At 73.5% G+C, this 15388-nt stretch carries 12 protein-coding genes; 7 read left to right on the forward strand and 5 right to left on the reverse strand.

Going from position 1 to position 15388, the window contains the following annotated elements; all coding sequences use genetic code 11:
• Positions 1–31 precede the first annotated feature (31 nt).
• The 6 genes from ureA to ABII15_RS34190 are packed head-to-tail and all read left to right on the forward strand — an operon-like array spanning position 32 to position 8462.
• Positions 32–622, forward strand: coding sequence for an urease subunit gamma (ureA, locus tag ABII15_RS34165; RefSeq protein WP_353946145.1), 591 nt, complete (start codon positions 32–34; stop codon positions 620–622).
• Positions 619–2304 (forward strand): urease subunit alpha, encoded by a 1686-nt coding sequence (locus ABII15_RS34170; protein WP_353946146.1) that lies wholly within the window; start codon positions 619–621, stop codon positions 2302–2304. Before ureA ends, ABII15_RS34170 begins: the two co-directional genes overlap by 4 nt.
• A gap of 15 nt (positions 2305–2319) precedes the next feature.
• Entirely contained in the window at positions 2320–4038 is a 1719-nt protein-coding gene (locus tag ABII15_RS34175) for an amidohydrolase (protein ID WP_353946147.1), read from the forward strand.
• A complete protein-coding gene (locus ABII15_RS34180; RefSeq protein ID WP_353946148.1) occupies positions 4035–5369 on the forward strand; it encodes an MFS transporter in 1335 nt (444 codons plus the stop codon). The genes ABII15_RS34175 and ABII15_RS34180 overlap by 4 nt, the downstream gene beginning before the upstream one ends.
• The gene (locus ABII15_RS34185) at positions 5366–7039 is read left to right on the forward strand and encodes a thiamine pyrophosphate-dependent enzyme (protein ID WP_353946149.1); all 1674 of its coding nucleotides are present in this window, start codon (positions 5366–5368) and stop codon (positions 7037–7039) included. Before ABII15_RS34180 ends, ABII15_RS34185 begins: the two co-directional genes overlap by 4 nt.
• The gene (locus ABII15_RS34190; RefSeq protein ID WP_353946150.1) at positions 7032–8462 is read left to right on the forward strand and encodes an aminobutyraldehyde dehydrogenase; all 1431 of its coding nucleotides are present in this window, start codon (positions 7032–7034) and stop codon (positions 8460–8462) included. Before ABII15_RS34185 ends, ABII15_RS34190 begins: the two co-directional genes overlap by 8 nt.
• A 12-nt stretch (positions 8463–8474) precedes the next feature.
• Here ABII15_RS34190 and ABII15_RS34195 read toward each other — a convergent pair whose 3' ends face one another.
• Complete coding sequence (locus ABII15_RS34195) at positions 8475–8924, reverse strand: hemerythrin domain-containing protein (RefSeq protein WP_353946151.1); 450 nt, start codon at positions 8922–8924, stop codon at positions 8475–8477.
• Positions 8925–8928: 4 nt separating this feature from the next.
• Entirely contained in the window at positions 8929–10632 is a 1704-nt protein-coding gene (locus ABII15_RS34200; RefSeq protein WP_353946152.1) for a SpoIIE family protein phosphatase, read from the reverse strand.
• A 184-nt stretch (positions 10633–10816) separates the two neighbouring features.
• Between ABII15_RS34200 and ABII15_RS34205 the strand changes: the two genes are divergently transcribed.
• Positions 10817–11707: an aminoglycoside phosphotransferase family protein gene (locus ABII15_RS34205; protein ID WP_353946153.1), complete on the forward strand. Its 891-nt coding sequence runs from the start codon at positions 10817–10819 to the stop codon at positions 11705–11707.
• A gap of 16 nt (positions 11708–11723) precedes the next feature.
• On the opposite strand, the gene ABII15_RS34210 is transcribed toward ABII15_RS34205, so the two are convergent.
• From ABII15_RS34210 to ABII15_RS34220, 3 genes are all read right to left on the reverse strand, one after another.
• A complete protein-coding gene (locus ABII15_RS34210; protein WP_353946154.1) occupies positions 11724–12815 on the reverse strand; it encodes a mechanosensitive ion channel family protein in 1092 nt (363 codons plus the stop codon).
• Positions 12816–13312: 497 nt separating this feature from the next.
• A complete protein-coding gene (locus tag ABII15_RS34215; protein ID WP_353946155.1) occupies positions 13313–14344 on the reverse strand; it encodes a Gfo/Idh/MocA family oxidoreductase in 1032 nt (343 codons plus the stop codon).
• Positions 14341–15375 carry a Gfo/Idh/MocA family oxidoreductase gene (locus tag ABII15_RS34220; protein ID WP_353946156.1) on the reverse strand — a complete coding sequence of 345 codons (1035 nt, stop codon included), beginning with the start codon at positions 15373–15375 and terminating at the stop codon, positions 14341–14343. Before ABII15_RS34220 ends, ABII15_RS34215 begins: the two co-directional genes overlap by 4 nt.
• Positions 15376–15388 lie beyond the last annotated feature (13 nt).

Here is a 15388-nt window from a genome sequence, read left to right on the forward strand (position 1 = left end):
GGGTCCCGCCGGACAGGAGGGCCTCTCGACCGTGCATCTGACCCCTCGCGAACAGGAACGGCTCCAGCTGTTCACCGTCGCCGAACTCGCGCGCCGCCGCCGCACCCGGGGCCGCCGCCTCAACGCGCCCGAGGCGATCGCCCTGATCTGCGACGAGATCCTGGAGGCCGCCTGGGACGGGCTGAGCCTCGACGAGGTCATCGAGGCGGCGGGCCGGGTCCTGACCGCGGACGACGTCATGGACGGCGTCGCCGACATCGTCACGACCGTCCAGGTCGAGGCGCTGTTCCCGAGCGGCACCTCGCTCGTCGCCGTCGACCGCCCCATCGGGCCCGGCAGCGCCACCCCGCCCGGCGCCGTCCGCACCGGCGAGGAGCCCATCGAGATCAACGCGGGCCGCCCGCGCACCACCCTCACCATCCGCAACACCGGTGACACGGTCGTCTACGTCTCCTCGCACTACCCGCTGCACGAGGTCAACCAGGCCCTCGCACTGGACCGCGAGGCCGCCCGCGGCCTGCGCCTCGACATCGCCGCCGGCACCGCGCTGACCTTCGCGCCCGGCGAGGAGCGCGAGGTCGTCCTCGTACCCGCCAGCCGCAAGACCCAGGAGCGCGCATGACCAGCATCGACCGCCGCACCTACCACGCCCTCTACGGGCCCACCACCGGCGACCGGATCCGGCTCGGCGACACCTGCCTGTGGGTGGAGGTCGAGGCCGACGACGGTACGCCCGGCGACGAACTCCTCGGCGGCTGCGGCAAGACGGTCCGCGACGGACTGCTCGCCTCGCCGCGCTCCGACCGCGACTCGGCGCTCGACATGGTCGTCGCCGGTGTGGTGCTGATGGACCCGGTGCTCGGCGTCCGCAAGACCGACATCGGCATCAAGGACGGCCGCGTCGTCTCCGTCGGCGGCGTCGGCAACCCGGACGTCATGGACGTCGAGTACGCCATCGACTCGCACACCTCGGTCGTCCCCGGCGAGGGGCTGATCGTGACCCCCGGGATCGTCGACAGCCACGTCCACCTCTCCTCGCCCGAGGTCGCGCCCGCCGCGCTCTCCGCCGGCGTCACCACCCTCGTCGGCATGGGGCTCGGCGGCGTGTGGGAGATCGGCTGCAACCCCGCCCACAACCTGCACACCCTGATGAGCGCCTGGCAGGGCACCCCGCTCAACATCGCCTTCCTGGCCCGCGGATCGTCCAGCTCGCGGGCGCTGCTCGACGAGATCACCCTCGCCGGAGCCGGCGGCTTCAAGATCCACGAGGACTTCGGGGCGACGCCCCGCATCATCGACAACTGCCTGGACACCGCCGAGCAGGCGGACCTGCCCGTCGCCCTGCACACCGACTCCATGAACGAGTCCGGCTACCTCCGCGACACCATCGGCGCGACGCGCGGCCGGACCGTGCACGCGTACCACGTGGAGGGCGGCGGCGGGCACCCCGACCTCCTGGAGATCCTCTCCGAGCCGAACATCCTGCCCTCGTCGACGACGCCCACGATCCCGTACACCCCGAACACGGTCGGCGAGCTCTTCCCGATGACGATGACCGTGCACCGGCAGAACCACCACTCCGCGAGCGACGTCGCGATCTCCCAGGGCCGGATCCGCGAGCACGCCATCGCCGCCGAGAACGCCCTGCACGACCTGGGAGCCATCTCCATCGTCAACTCCGACTCCATGGGCATGGGCCGGATCGCCGAGACCGTCCGCCGCACCTGGCAGCTCGCCCACGTCCAGGCGCTGGCGAACGGCGGCGGGGGAGTGGAGAAGGCGGACAACGTACGGGCGTTGCGCTATCTCGCCAAGATCACCCTGAACCCGGCGATCGCCCACGGCCTCGCCCACGAGGTCGGCACGATCCAGGCGGGACGGATGGCGGACCTGGTGCTGTGGGACCCCAAGTGGTTCGGCAGCAAGCCGGAGCTGGTCATCAAGTCCGGCTTCGTGGCCTGGGGCAACACCGGCTCGGGATCCGGCTCGACGCGGCTCACCCAGCCACGCGTCTACCGCCCCTACTACGGCGCGCTCGGCGCCGCGCCCGCCCGGCTCGCCAAGGTCTTCGTCGCCGAGGCGGCCCTCCAGGACCGGGCCGCGCGCGCCGCCCTGCCCGGCGGACTCACCTACGCGCCGATCCGCGGCAGCCGCGGTCTGACCCGCGCCGACATGCTGCACAACACCGCGACACCGCGCGTGGTCGTGCCCCGCGAGCCCGCGCCCGTCCTCGTCGACGGCGTCGCCACCGGCACCGCGCCCGCCACCGAGCTGCCGCTCGCGCAACTGCACCACCTCGCCTGAGAGGCACGCACCCCCATGCGACTCGATCTGCTCGTCCGCAACGCCCGCGTCCGCACCCTCGATCCCGGCCGGCCCACCGCGCACACCCTCGGCGTGCTGCACGGCCGGGTCGTCGGGCTCGACGACGAGGTCGCGGGACTGCCCGCGCGGCGCGTCCTCGACGCCGGCGGCGCCACCGTGCTGCCCGGATTCAACGACGCGCACTGCCACACCGCCTGGTTCGGCCTGACCCTCACCCAGCTCGACGTCTCCACCGCCCGCACGGTCGACGAGGTGTACGCGGCCGTCGCCTCCTACGCCGCGAAGCTGGCCCCGGACGCCTGGGTGATCGGCGCCGGGCTCGACCACCACCGGCTCGGCGGCGCCTACCCGCACCGCGACGCCCTCGACCGCGCCGCGGGCGGCCGGCCCGTGTGGCTCAAGCACACCTCCGGCCACGCCTGCGTCGTCAACACCCCCGTACTGGAGATGGCCGGCGCGCTGGCGGCGGGCTTCACCGATCCGGACGGCGGGGTCGTCTCGCGCGACGCCGACGGTCGCCCCGACGGCCTCCTGGAGGAGACCGCCCAGCGCCTCGTGCAGCGGCAGGTACTGCCGTACCCCGTGGAGACCGTCGCCGACGCCGTCGGCGCGGCCACCCGGCACTACCTCACCGAAGGCATCACCAGTTTCACCGAGGCCGGGATCGGCGGCGGCTGGATCGGGCACACGCCCGTGGAGATCGCCGCCTACCAGCTCGCCCGGGAGACCGGCCGCCTGCACACCCGTGCCCAGCTCATGGCAGCCTCCGACGTGCTGCACCCGCTGACCGCGCACGCCGACGACGACATCACGCTCGGCCTCGACCTCGGTCTGCGCACCGGCTTCGGCGACGACCGGCTCTCGCTCGGACCGGTCAAGATCTTCCTCGACGGATCCCTGCTGGGCCGCACAGCCGCCGTCACCGAACCGTTCTGCGGGTGTCCGCACAACGAAGAGCGGCCCACCGGCTACTTCCAGGGCGACACCGACGCGATGACCGATCTGGTCGTCGCCGCCCACCGGTCCGGCTGGAGCGTCGCCGCGCACGCCATCGGCGACCGGGCCGTCGACCTGGCCCTCGACGCCTTCGCGCGGGCCCGGGAGGAACGGCCGCGCCCCGGCGTGCGGCACCGCGTCGAGCACGCGGGCGTGGTCCGCCCCGACCAGCTCGCCCGCTTCGCCGCCCTGGACGTGGTCCCCGTGCCGCAGCACAACTTCCTGCACACCTTCGGCGACGCCATGGCCGCCGCGCTCGGCCCCGAGCGGACCGCCTGGTCGTACCGGATGAAGTCGTTCACCGACCTCGGACTGCCCGTCCCCGGCAGCTCCGACCGGCCCGTGGCACCCGGCGCACCGCTCCCCGCGATCCAGTCGATGGTCACCCGGCTGACCGAGACCGGCGTGCCGTATGGTCCGGACGAGAGCATTCCGGTTCTTGCCGCGCTGCACGCCTGGACCGAGGGGTCCGCCCTCGCCACCGGCTTCGGCGGCCGCAAGGGACGTCTCGTCCCCGGACAACTCGCCGACCTCACCGTCCTGGACGGCGACCCCGTCCGGACCGACCCCGACCGCATCGGCGCGATCCGGGTCCTGGCCACCGTCGTGGGCGGCGATCCCGTCCACGATCCGCACGGCCTCACCCGCACCCCCGCACGCTCCGGTCCCCCGTCCCCTCCGGCCACCGCGGCCGCCCCTTTCCAGGAGAACGCGTGAGCACGCCCAGCAAGCCCGACCTGAAGGACATCAGAAGGCTGTTGACGGCCGCCTTCAGCGGCACCGCCCTGGAGTGGTACGACTACTTCCTCTACGGCACCGCCGCCGCGCTCGTCTTCAACAAGCTGTTCTTCCCCGACCTCGACCCGACGGTCGGCACCCTCGCCTCCTTCGTCACCTTCGCCGTCGGTTTCGTGGCCCGGCCCATCGGCGCCGCCGTCTTCGGGCACATCGGCGACCGCTACGGCCGCAAGGTCTCACTGATCATCACCGTCGTGATGATGGGCGCAACCACCGGCTGCATCGGCCTGCTGCCCACGTACGAGACCATCGGCATCTGGGCGCCCGCGCTGCTCTCCCTCCTCCGCTTCCTCCAGGGCATATCCGTCGGCGGCGAGTGGTCCGGCGCGATGCTGCTGACCCTGGAGCACACCCCGAAGGAGAAGCACGGCAGCTACTCCTCGATACCGCAGCTCGGCTCCCCGGTCGGCACCCTGCTCTCCTCCGGCGCCTTCGCCCTGGTCGGCCTGCTCCCCGACGACGCGTTCTACTCGTGGGGCTGGCGCCTGCCGTTCCTCGTCGCCTTCCCGCTGCTCGGCTTCGCGCTCTACCTGCGCATGCACATCGAGGAGTCCCCGGTCTTCCGCAAGATGCTGGACGACGCCGAGCGCAACGGCCCCAAGCCCGCGCCGCTCGTCGAGGCGTTCCGCCGCACCTGGGGCCGCATGATCGTCGGCGTCGGCGCCGCGCTCCTCGGCGTGGGCGGCTTCTTCCTGATGAGCACGTTCGTCATCTCCTACGGGACCGACGAACTCGGCATCGACAAGCAGACGATGCTGAACTCCACCGTCATCGGCTCCGTCGTCGAGATCATCGTGCTCTTCCTCGCCGGACGCCTCGCCGACCGGATCGGCGCCTGGCGGGTCTGCGCCCTCGGCGCCGCCGCCACCATGATCGTGGCGTTCCCCGCCTTCTGGCTGGTCGACACCGAGCAGACCGGTCTGGTCTACCTCGGCGTCTCGCTCGGCATCGGCGCCCTGTCGATCCCGTACGCCCCGATCGGCGCCGTCGTCTCCGGGATGTTCCCCGAGGAGTTCCGCTACAGCGCCGTCGCCATGTCCTACAACCTCGCGGGCGTCCTGTCCGGCTTCGTGCCGCTCATGGCGACCTCGCTCACCAGCGCCGCCCACGGCGCCTCGTGGGGCGCGGCCCTGCTGCTCATGGCGATCGCCGCCTGCACCGTCGCGGGCTCGCTCGCCGCAGGAACCGTCCTGCGCCGGCACGCCGCCGCCCCCTCCACCCCGTCCCAGAACGTCGAGGTCCCCGCATGACCCAGCAGCACCCTGCCCGCACCGGCGGACAGGTCCTGATCGACCAGCTCGCCGCCCACGGCACCGACACCGCGTACGGCGTGCCCGGCGAGAGCTACCTCGCCGCGCTCGACGCCCTGCACGACGCCCCCGTACGCATGGTGGTCTGCCGCCACGAGGGCGGCGCCGCCTACATGGCCGAGGCGCACGGCAAGCTCACCGGACGCCCCGGCATCTGCTTCACCACCCGGGGCCCCGGCGCCACCAACGCGCTCGTCGCCCTGCACACCGCCCACCAGGACGCCACCCCGCTGATCCTCTTCATCGGACTCGTCCCGCGCGGCCACACCGACCGCCACTCCTTCCAGGAACTCGACCTGCGCGGCACGTTCGGCGCCAGCGCCAAACTCGTCGAGACCATCGACGACGCCGCACGCATCCCCGAGTACGTCGCCCGTGCCTACGCCGTCGCGGGCAGCGGCCGCCCCGGGCCCGTGGTCCTCGGGCTGCCCGAGGACATGCTCACCGACGTCGTACGGGTCGCCGACGCCACCCCGCTGCCGGTCCCGGACGGCGGGGTCGCACCCGCCGAACTCGCCCGCACGGAAGCCCTGCTGAGCGCCGCCGAACGCCCGCTCGTGATCCTCGGCGGCAGCCGGTGGACGCCCGCCGCGCGCGCCGACGTCCAGGCGTGGGCCGAGGCCTGGTCGCTGCCCGTCGCCGTCGACTTCCGCTGCCAGGACCTCGTCGACAACGAGGCCGAGACCTACGTCGGACACCTCGGCTACGGCCGCGACGACCTGCTCGCCGAGCGGGTGCGCACCGCCGACCTGCTGATCGCCGTCGGCGCCGCGCCGGGCGACGTGACCACCGACGGCTTCACGCTCCTGCCGCACGACGGCACCGGCCCGCGCCTGGTGCAGGTGCTCCCCGAGGCCCAGCCCCCGGGCGTCCTGCACCCCGCCGAACTGACCCTGCTGGCGAGCCCCGAGGCGTTCGGCGCCGCCGTCCGCACCCTGCGGCCCGCCGGACCGGTCGCCTGGGCGGTGCGCACCAAGCAGGACCGGGCCGCGCACGTCGCCTTCCGGACCCCGGCGCCCGAGCCGGACCCCCTCGACCTCGGCGCGGTCTTCGCCACGCTCGACGCCCGGCTCCCCGCCGACACCGTCGTCACCTTCGGCGCGGGCAACCACGCCATCTGGGCCCAGCGTTTCCTCACGTACCGCGAGGGCGGCCGTCAACTCGCCCCGCGCAACGGCTCGATGGGATACGGCATCCCGGCGGCCGTCGCCGCCTCTCTCGCCGATCCGGACCGCCAGGTCGTCTCGATCGCGGGCGACGGCTGCTTCCTGATGAACGGTCAGGAACTCGCCACCGCCGTCACCGAGGGCGCCGCCCCGCTCGTCCTCGTCCTGAACAACTCCCAGTACGGCACCATCCGCCAGCACCAGGAGCAGACCTATCCCGGCCGGGTCAGCGGCACCGCGCTCGGCAACCCCGACTTCGCCGCCTACGCCCGCGCCTTCGGCGCCCACGGCGAAACCGTCACCACCACCGAGGAGTTCGGGCCCGCTCTCGACCGCGCGCTCGACTCCGGCCGGGCCGCCCTCATCGAACTCAAGGTGACCGAAGGGCGGCTCGCCCCCGGCGTCACCGTCGCCGCCCTGCGCAAGGAGACCGCCGATGTCTGACCTGACCCTGCACAACGTCGTCGACGGCCGCGCCGCCGACACCGCCGACCGCATGGAGCTGACCGACCCGGCCACCGAGGAGGTCTACGGCACCGCGCCCCGCTCGACGGCCGCCGACGTGGACACCGCCGTCGCGGCCGCCCGCCGCGCCCTGCCCGCCTGGCGGCGCGCCACCCCGGCCCGGCGCCAGGAGGCACTCCTGCGCCTCGCCGACCTCGTCGTCGAGCACGCGGACCAGCTCCTCGACGCCGAGATCCGCGGCACGGGCAAGCCCCGCGAGACCACCCGCACCCTCGAAATCCTGCGCGGAGCCGACCAGTTGAGGTTCTTCGCGGGCGCCGCGCGCGTCCTGGAGGGCGTCGCCGCGGGCGAGTACGCCGAGGGCCACACCTCGTACGTGCGCCGCGAGCCGGTCGGAGTCGTCGCCCAGGTCACCCCCTGGAACTACCCGTTCATGATGGCCGTCTGGAAGCTCGGCCCCGCGCTCGCCGCCGGGAACACCGTCGTCCTCAAGCCGTCCGACACCACCCCCTGGTCGACCGTCCTGCTCGGCGAACTCGCCCAGCGGGCCTTCCCGCCCGGCGTCGTGAACATCGTCTGCGGCGACCGCGACACCGGCCGCGCCCTCGTCGCCCACCCGGACGTCGACATGGTCGCGATCACCGGCAGCACCCGGGCCGGCTCCGAGGTCATGGCGGACGCGGCACGGGACGTGAAGAACGTCCACCTCGAACTGGGCGGCAAGGCCCCGGCCGTCGTCTTCGCCGACGTCGACCCGGTCCGCACCGCCCGCGCCCTCGCCGACGCGGCGTTCTTGAACGCCGGCCAGGACTGCACCGCCGTCACCCGGGTCCTCGTCCAGCGCGACGCCCACGACGCGCTGCTCACCGCGCTCGTGGCGGCGGCGCGCGAGACCCGCACGGGCGGACCGGACGAGGACGGCGTCTTCCACGGCCCCCTCAACAGCGCCGCCCACGCGGCCCGGGTCGCCTCCGTCGTCGAGAACCTGCCCGCGCACGCCACGGTCGAGACCGGCGGCGCCCGGCTCGACCGGCCGGGCTGGTTCTTCCCGCCCACCGTGATCTCCGGGGTGCGCCAGGACGACGACGTGGTCCAGGGCGAGATCTTCGGCCCGGTGATCACCGTCCAGCCGTTCGACACCGAGGAGGAGGCGCTCGCCCTCGCCAACGGCGTCAGCCTCGCCCTCGCCTCCAGCGTCTGGACGGCCGATCTGGCCCGCGCCATGCGGGTCAGCGCCGACCTGGAGTTCGGCTGCGTCTGGCTCAACTGCCACCAGGTGATCCCGGCCGAGATGCCGCACGGCGGCTACAAGCAGTCCGGCATCGGCCGCGACCTCAGCCGCTACGGCCTGGACGACTACACCCGCGTCAAGCACGTCATGGCCGCCCACCAAGCGCCCTGACCGCCCCGACCGTCAGGAATGGGCGTCCCGCCACGCCGCCATCGAGGCGTCCCACGCGTCGCCCGACAGCGCCGTCAGGGAGGCGGGGAACAGACCGTCCTCCTCCTTGGCGATGTGCCGCCGCAGCTCGTGCATCGCCTCGGTGAACACGGCGACGTCCGCGGGCGCGGTGAGGTCGAGCGCCGGGAGCAGTTCCGCGAGTTCCCGGTGCTCGGCCTCCAGGGCCGCGATGTAGGCGCGGTACTCGGGATCCTGGCCCATGACGCGGAACAGGCCGTCCTCCTCGCCCCGCCAGTGCGCGGTCAGCTCCCCGGCCATCCGGTCCACGAGGGCGCGCGCGGCGGCCGGATCACCGCGGTCGAGCGCGCGCAGCGCGTCCCCCGCGGTGTCGGTGACGCGCTCGTGCTCGGCGATGAACTCCTTGATGAGCGGGATGTCGCGGCAGCCGCAGTAATGGCACATGCGGTCAGTCTCCCCGCACGCGGCCGTCCGCCGGGGCATGGCCGCGCCGCAGGGCCAGCAGACACGAGTCGTCCTGCTGCGGCGCGGGCAGCAGCTCCGCGCTGACCGTGTCCACGAGCTGCTGCGGCGACAGACCGCCGTGCCGCTCCACCGCGCACAGCAGCGCGGCCAGCCCGTCGGTGATGTCCTCGTCGCGGCGCTCCACCAGGCCGTCCGTGCACATCAGCACGGTGTCGCCGCCGCGCAGCGGCAGCTCGGCGGCCCGGTACGTCACCTCCGGCAGCACCCCGAGCAGCAGCCCGGTGGTCTCGTCCAGCAACGTGGCCTTCCCGTCGCGCAGCAGGACCGGCGGTACATGCCCGGCGCACACCCAGCGCAGCAGCTCACGGTCGGGGTGGTAGCGGCAGACGATCGCGGTGGCGGTGCCGTCGGTGTCGGTGTCGAAGGTGATGCGGTTCAGCCAGGCGGTGAGCTTCTCCACCGGCTGCCCGGTGTGGGCGAGCCCGGCGAGACCGCCGCGCAGGGCCGCCATCCGGGCCACCGCGTCGAGCCCGTGGCCAGCGGCGTCGCCGAGCGCGTACAGGACGCGCCCGTCGGGCAGTGGTTGCACGTTGTACCAGTCGCCGCCGATCGAGGAACGGGTCTCGGCGGGCCGGTACGCGACCGCCGAGGTCACACCCTGCACCGTGATCTCCGGCGGATGGGAGGGCAGCACCGCCTCGCGCAGCCGGGCCGCGACCCGGGCCTCGGCGTCCGCCCGCTGCCGCCGCCGCTCCGCGGCGTGCACCGCCTCGTCCAGCTGCACCCGCCGCAGATAGGACTTCGACACGTCCCGTACGAGGGCCTGGACGCCCCACACGGGACCGCTCGCCGCCCGCAGCGGCTCCAGGGTGAAGCGGATGTGGCGGGTGTCGTCCGTGAGGCGCAGCCGCAGCTCCAGCTCCACGGGAAGCCCGGACAGCACGTGCTCCAGCGCGACCCGGAACGCGGTGCGGTCCTCCGGCACCAGCCGGCGGGCCAGCTCACCCAGCGTGAGCGGCGCCGATCCCGGCGGCCTGTCGAAGATCACGTACAGGCCGGGTGACCAGTCGCTGTGCCGCGAGGCCAGCTCCCACTCGCCCCAGCCGATGAGGCCCCGCTCCTGCACCCGGTCGCTGATCAGCTCGTGCCGGCGGGCCGTGCCGTCGAAGGTCACCACCACATGGCCCCGATGACGCGTCGCGGTGATCCGCAGCCGCCGGTGCAGCGGCTCGCCGCCGAGCAGCAGGGTCGCGTCCCAGTCGCGGCCGGTCACCGGCTCCCCGGTGGTCAGGACCCGGCGCAGCGCCGCGAACAGCCCGGAGGCCTCCGATGTCGGCTGGGACACGGTCAGCAGCTGCCCGTGACGGGGCAGTGAGCGCGCCACCAGGGCCCGGCCCGCCGCGTTCACGGCCACGTCCACGAAGTCCACGACCTGCCCCGTCGCGTCCGTGACCGGGGCGAACACCACGGTCGGCTCGGCGGACGCGTCCACCACCTCACACGCCCAGTCCGGTGGGTCCACCGGCAGCTCGGGCGCGCTCAGGGCGGCGTCGCGCACCGCCTCCCCGCCCAGGAGCCGGAAGGAGTGCCGCAGCGCCTCGCGGGCCTGCCGCGTGAGCAGCGCGTCGATCTCGGTGAGCTCCGGCGGGGCGGGCGGGTCCGGTGCGCCGGGTGCCGCCTGGGCCATGGTGGTTCCTCCGGGTGTCCGGTGGGGCGCGTACGGGCGCGTACCTCCAGTTGACCTTGCTCCGTGGCCGCGCGCACACCGGCGGGGCCACGGCCCGGCCGGTGTGCGGGGAAAACGGGGTGATCGCCGACCGGTCCCGACGGTAGCCTCGCCCGCCGGATCACCGCTCCAGGGAAAGGCGTCCATGACGACCCCGCGCAAGCTGCACGACGACGAGCCGGACATCGACCACGCGCTCGTCGCGGGGCTGCTCGCCGACCAGTTCCCGCGCTGGGCGGGTCTGCCGCTGCGGTACGTGGCGTCGGACGGCACGTCGAACATGCTGTTCCGGCTCGGTGACCGCCTGGTCGTGCGGATGCCGCGCACCCCGGGGTCCGCGGCGGACGTCCCGGGGGAGCGGGACTGGCTGCGGCGGCTCGGCCCCGCCCTGCCCGTCCCGGTGCCGGAGCCGGTCGGCGCCGGAGTGCCGGGCCGCGGGTACCCCTGGCAGTGGTCCATCCACCGGTGGATCGACGGCGTGCTGCCGACGGTCGGCACCGGCGGACAGCCCGCGCCGTTCGCGCAGGACGTGGCGGACTTCGTACGGGCCCTGTGGCGCGTCGACACCACCGGCGCCCCGGCGGCGGAGCGGGGCAGTCCGCTCGCCCCGCGCGACGCCCCGACCCGTGCCGCCCTCGACCGGCTCGCCGGCGTCGTCGACAGGGCCGCCGCGCTCGACCTGTGGGAGAGCGCGCTCGGCGCGCCCCGCCGGGACGGCCCCGACGTCTGGGTCCACGGTGACCTGGAGCCGGGAAACCTGCTGGTCGACCCGGACAGCGGACGCCTCGCCGCCGTCATCGACTTCGGCTGTACGGGCGTCGGGGACCCGGCGGTGGACCTGATCGTCGCCTGGTACGTCCTCGACGACTGCCTGCGCGACACCTTCCGCGCCGCCGTCGGCTGCGACGAGGCCACCTGGACGCGCGGCCGCGGCTGGGCGCTCAGCATCGCCGCGCTCGAACTGTCCTACTACCGCGGCCGCAACGCCTTCATGGCCGACACCGCGGCACGGGTCATGGGCCGGCTCCTCGGCTGACCCGTGCCGCGCGGCCTCAGCCGACCTGGCTGTCCACGCTCACCGACGCGTCGCGCTGCTGCGGGATCAGGATCTGCGGACTGCCCTGCGCGATCGCCACCTGCCGCACCGGCGACGGGATCCGGATCCCCTCGGCCCGGAAGCGCTGGTGCAGCCGCTTGATGAACTCGTGCTTGATGCGGTACTGGTCGCTGAACTCGCCGACGCCCAGGATCACGTTGAAGCTGATCCGCGAGTCGCCGAACGTGTGGAAACGCACCAGCGGCTCGTGCTCCGGCATCGCGCCCTCGACGTCCTTCATGACCTCGGTGACGACCTCCACCGTGACCCGCTCGACCTGCTCCAGGTCGCTGTCGTAGCCGACACCCGCGAGCACGGTCAGGGTCATCTCCTGTTCCGGACGGCTGAAGTTGGTCATGTTCGTGCCCGACAGCTGGGTGTTCGGGATGATCACAAGGTTGTTGGAGAGCTGCCGCACCACCGTGTTGCGCCAGTTGATGTCGACGACATAGCCCTCCTCGCCGCTGCTGAGCCGGATGTAGTCACCGGGCTGCACGGTCTTCGAGGCGAGGATGTGGACGCCCGCGAAGAGGTTCGCCAGCGTGTCCTGGAGCGCGAGCGCCACCGCCAGACCGCCGACACCGAGAGCGGTGAGCAGCGGCGCGATGGAGATGCCGAGGGTCTGCAGCACGACGAGGAAGCCCATCGCCAGCACCACGACCCGGGTGATGTTCACGAAGATCGTCGCCGAGCCGGCCACCGCGGCGCGGGACTGTGCCACGGTGCGGACCAGGCCGGTGATGACGCGGGCCGCCGTCAGCGTCGCCGCGACGATCACGAACGCCGTCAGCACCGTGTTCACCGTGCGGCCGGTGCGTGCCGTCAGCGGCAGCACCTCAGCCGCCACCGCGGCGCCGCCGGCGATCGCGGTCCAGGGCACGAGGGTGCGCAGGGCGTCCACGATCACGTCGTCGCCGCCCCAGCGGGTGCGGCCGGCCCGGACGCCGAGCCAGCGCAGCAGCATTCGCAGCAGCAGGCCGGCCAGCAGTCCTCCGCACAGCGCCGCGCCGGTCAGGATCAGGTCGTGGAGGTCGGCCGTGCGGGTCATCTCTCACCTCCGGTGCGGGGGAACACGGTGGTGGGAGTGCATATGTGATGTTTCGTCAAGTGACACCTGCTGCTCGTTCGAGAGTCTGCCCGTAGCCGGACCGGGGCCATCCTGCCGTACGCGCCCGAACCGCCACGCCGACGGGTGCCACCCCATCGAGCCTGGTCGCGCAGTTCCCCGCGCCCCTTTTCGGGTCGTCGTCCGGCCGACGGCCGGTGGGGGCCGGTCGCGCAGTTCCCCGCGCCCCTGGGTTGTCGTTTGTCTGCGGCCCGGTGGGGCTTCTCGCGCAGTTCCCCGCGCCCCTGAGATGCGCACTGCGTGCGCCATCTCATCAGAGGCGCGCCACCTGCCCTCCATCAGAGGCGCGCCAGCGGCCATTGATGAGAGGCGCGCGGAGCGCAGCCTCAGGGAGAGGCTGCGCGGAGCGCATGCCTCAGGGGCGCGGGGAACTGCGCGAGAAGAGGCCACCGGGCCGCGGACGACAACGCGCGCGCCCCCTAATCGACCCGCACCACACACCCCGTCCGAGCCGACTCGTACGCCGCCGAAACCACCCGCACGGCACGCAACCCCGCCGCACCGTCCGTCACCCCCACATCCCCCTCCCCGAACAGAAACGCCCGCATCATCAGCCCGTCCAGATCAACCCCGTACGGAATCTCCACCCCACCCCGAGCCCGCTCGTCGAACCCGTACACCTTCTGGTCGAACGCGTCCATCTCCAGAACGGCCCGGTCCCCGATCACCTGCATCGACAGCCCGCCCCACGCCGGATGATGCCGGGGCTGGCTCCAGCTGCAGTCCAGCGTGAGCACGGCCCCGTTCGCGTACGTGAGGGTGAGCAGCCCCGCCGTCTCCACGGGAACATCGCCCGCGGCCTCGTACAGCACGTTGTTGGTCTGCGCGTAGACCGACGTCACCGGACTGCCCTCGAAGAGGTCGTCGAGGAGGTCCACGACGTGCACGGTGTGGTCCATGAGCGCGCCGCCCCCGGAGAGGCGCGGATCGACGAACCAGCGGCGCCGCGCCCCGGGCATGTAGCCGTTGTTGGCACCGGCCACCGCGAGCACGTCACCCGCGGTGCCCACCCGCACGGCGTCCCGTACCGCGAGGTACGCCGGGCTGAACCGCACCGGATGAGCCACCGCAAGCCGCACCCCGGCCGCCCGGCACGCCTCGACCATGGCCGCGGCGTCCTCGGGCGTGGTCGCGAGCGGCTTCTCGCACAGGACGTCGGCACCGTGCGCGGCGGCCCGCTCGACCAGCGGCCGGTGCCGGACGTTCTCCGCGCAGACCACGACCTTGTCCGGGCCCCAGGCGAACAACTCCTCGTACGTGTCGACGTGGTCGACGCCGAGGCGGGCCGCGAACCCCTTGCCGCGCAGCTCGTCCGGCGCCGCCGGGTCCGGGTCCGGGTCGGAGGTCAGCACCTCCACCCCGTCCATGGCGGCGAGGAGCCGCGCGAACCCGCCCGCGTGGACGTGCGCGAACGACAGCACGCCGACCTTCAGATGCGTCGTCTCCGTCACAGCCCGGCCTCCTCGATCACCTTCGGTCCGACAAGCCCGGCGGGTTCCACGGGTTCGCCGGTGCGCGCCGACTCGACCGCCGCCACCGCGATCCGCACCGCCTCGACACCGTCCCGCGCCGACACCCGGGGCGCGGGCCCTCCGCTGACGGCCGCGGCGAACTCCCGCAGCTCGGTGAGGTAGGGGCTCTCCGTCATGGGGCTGCCGGGGATGCCCTCGCCGAGGGGGCGCCGGCCCTGGGCCAGAACGCGGAACCCGGTGGCGGCGGTCGAGTCGTGTTCGAGCATCCCGTCGGGCCCGGCGACCCTGAACGTCGTACGGAACGGCAGGTCCGGCGGCCCCCACACCCCGAGGACATGGCTGATCGCGCCGGAAGCGTGGGTGAGGACGACGGTGCCGGTGGTCACGGCGCCCTCCGGCGAATCCGGCGCCCGGTGGCCGCGGACCTGGGCGTGCACCCGTACGACATCGCCCGCCAGCAGCCGCGCGATGTCGAGGTCGTGGATCATCTGGTCGACGAGGATGCCGCCGGACAGCGCCGGATCGGCGAACCAGGGTGCCCACACCGGGAAGCGGCCGGAGCGGGTCAGACGCAGCACCGCGGGAGCGCCGACGCGGCCCGCCGCCACGGCCTCGGCCAGTCCTGCGTACGCGGGGAAGTAGCGGACGACGTGCGCCGGGAAGAGCAGCACCCCGGCTGCCTCGGCGGCGTCCGCCATCTCCCGCGCCTCGGCGACGGTGAGCGCGAGCGGCTTCTCGCACACCACGTGCCGGCCCGCGGCGATGGCGCCGAGGGTGAGTTCGTGATGGGTGAAGGTCGGTGTGCACACATCGACGACGGTGCAGCGGTCGAGGAGTTCGGGGAGCGAGTCCACGGCCGTCACACCGAACTCGGCGTACTGAGAGGCGAGTTGTTCCGCGTTTCCGTCGGTGGACAGGATCGTGACGCGCGCGCCGAGCGCGGTCCAGGCGGGCAGGTGCGCGCGGGCGATGCCGCCCGCGCCGATCAGTCCCACGTCGAGGTCTGCCATGAACGTCCCTTCG

Origin of the sequence: Streptomyces sp. HUAS MG91 (genome assembly GCF_040529335.1) — a bacterium.
GTDB classification, from domain to species: Bacteria; Actinomycetota; Actinomycetes; order Streptomycetales; family Streptomycetaceae; genus Streptomyces; species Streptomyces tabacisoli.

What these genes read in the sequence shown, in the direction of transcription:
- ABII15_RS34210 (WP_353946154.1), bottom strand. Translation starts at nt 12,815, where the DNA reads ATGACCCGCACGGCCGACCTCCACGACCTGATCCTGACCGGCGCGGCG.
- ABII15_RS34185 (WP_353946149.1), top strand. Translation starts at nt 5,366, where the DNA reads ATGACCCAGCAGCACCCTGCCCGCACCGGCGGACAGGTCCTGATCGAC.
- ABII15_RS34170 (WP_353946146.1), top strand. Translation starts at nt 619, where the DNA reads ATGACCAGCATCGACCGCCGCACCTACCACGCCCTCTACGGGCCCACC.
- ABII15_RS34200 (WP_353946152.1), bottom strand. Translation starts at nt 10,632, where the DNA reads ATGGCCCAGGCGGCACCCGGCGCACCGGACCCGCCCGCCCCGCCGGAG.
- ABII15_RS34175 (WP_353946147.1), top strand. Translation starts at nt 2,320, where the DNA reads ATGCGACTCGATCTGCTCGTCCGCAACGCCCGCGTCCGCACCCTCGAT.
- ABII15_RS34190 (WP_353946150.1), top strand. Translation starts at nt 7,032, where the DNA reads ATGTCTGACCTGACCCTGCACAACGTCGTCGACGGCCGCGCCGCCGAC.
- ABII15_RS34205 (WP_353946153.1), top strand. Translation starts at nt 10,817, where the DNA reads ATGACGACCCCGCGCAAGCTGCACGACGACGAGCCGGACATCGACCAC.
- ABII15_RS34220 (WP_353946156.1), bottom strand. Translation starts at nt 15,375, where the DNA reads ATGGCAGACCTCGACGTGGGACTGATCGGCGCGGGCGGCATCGCCCGC.
- ABII15_RS34195 (WP_353946151.1), bottom strand. Translation starts at nt 8,924, where the DNA reads ATGTGCCATTACTGCGGCTGCCGCGACATCCCGCTCATCAAGGAGTTC.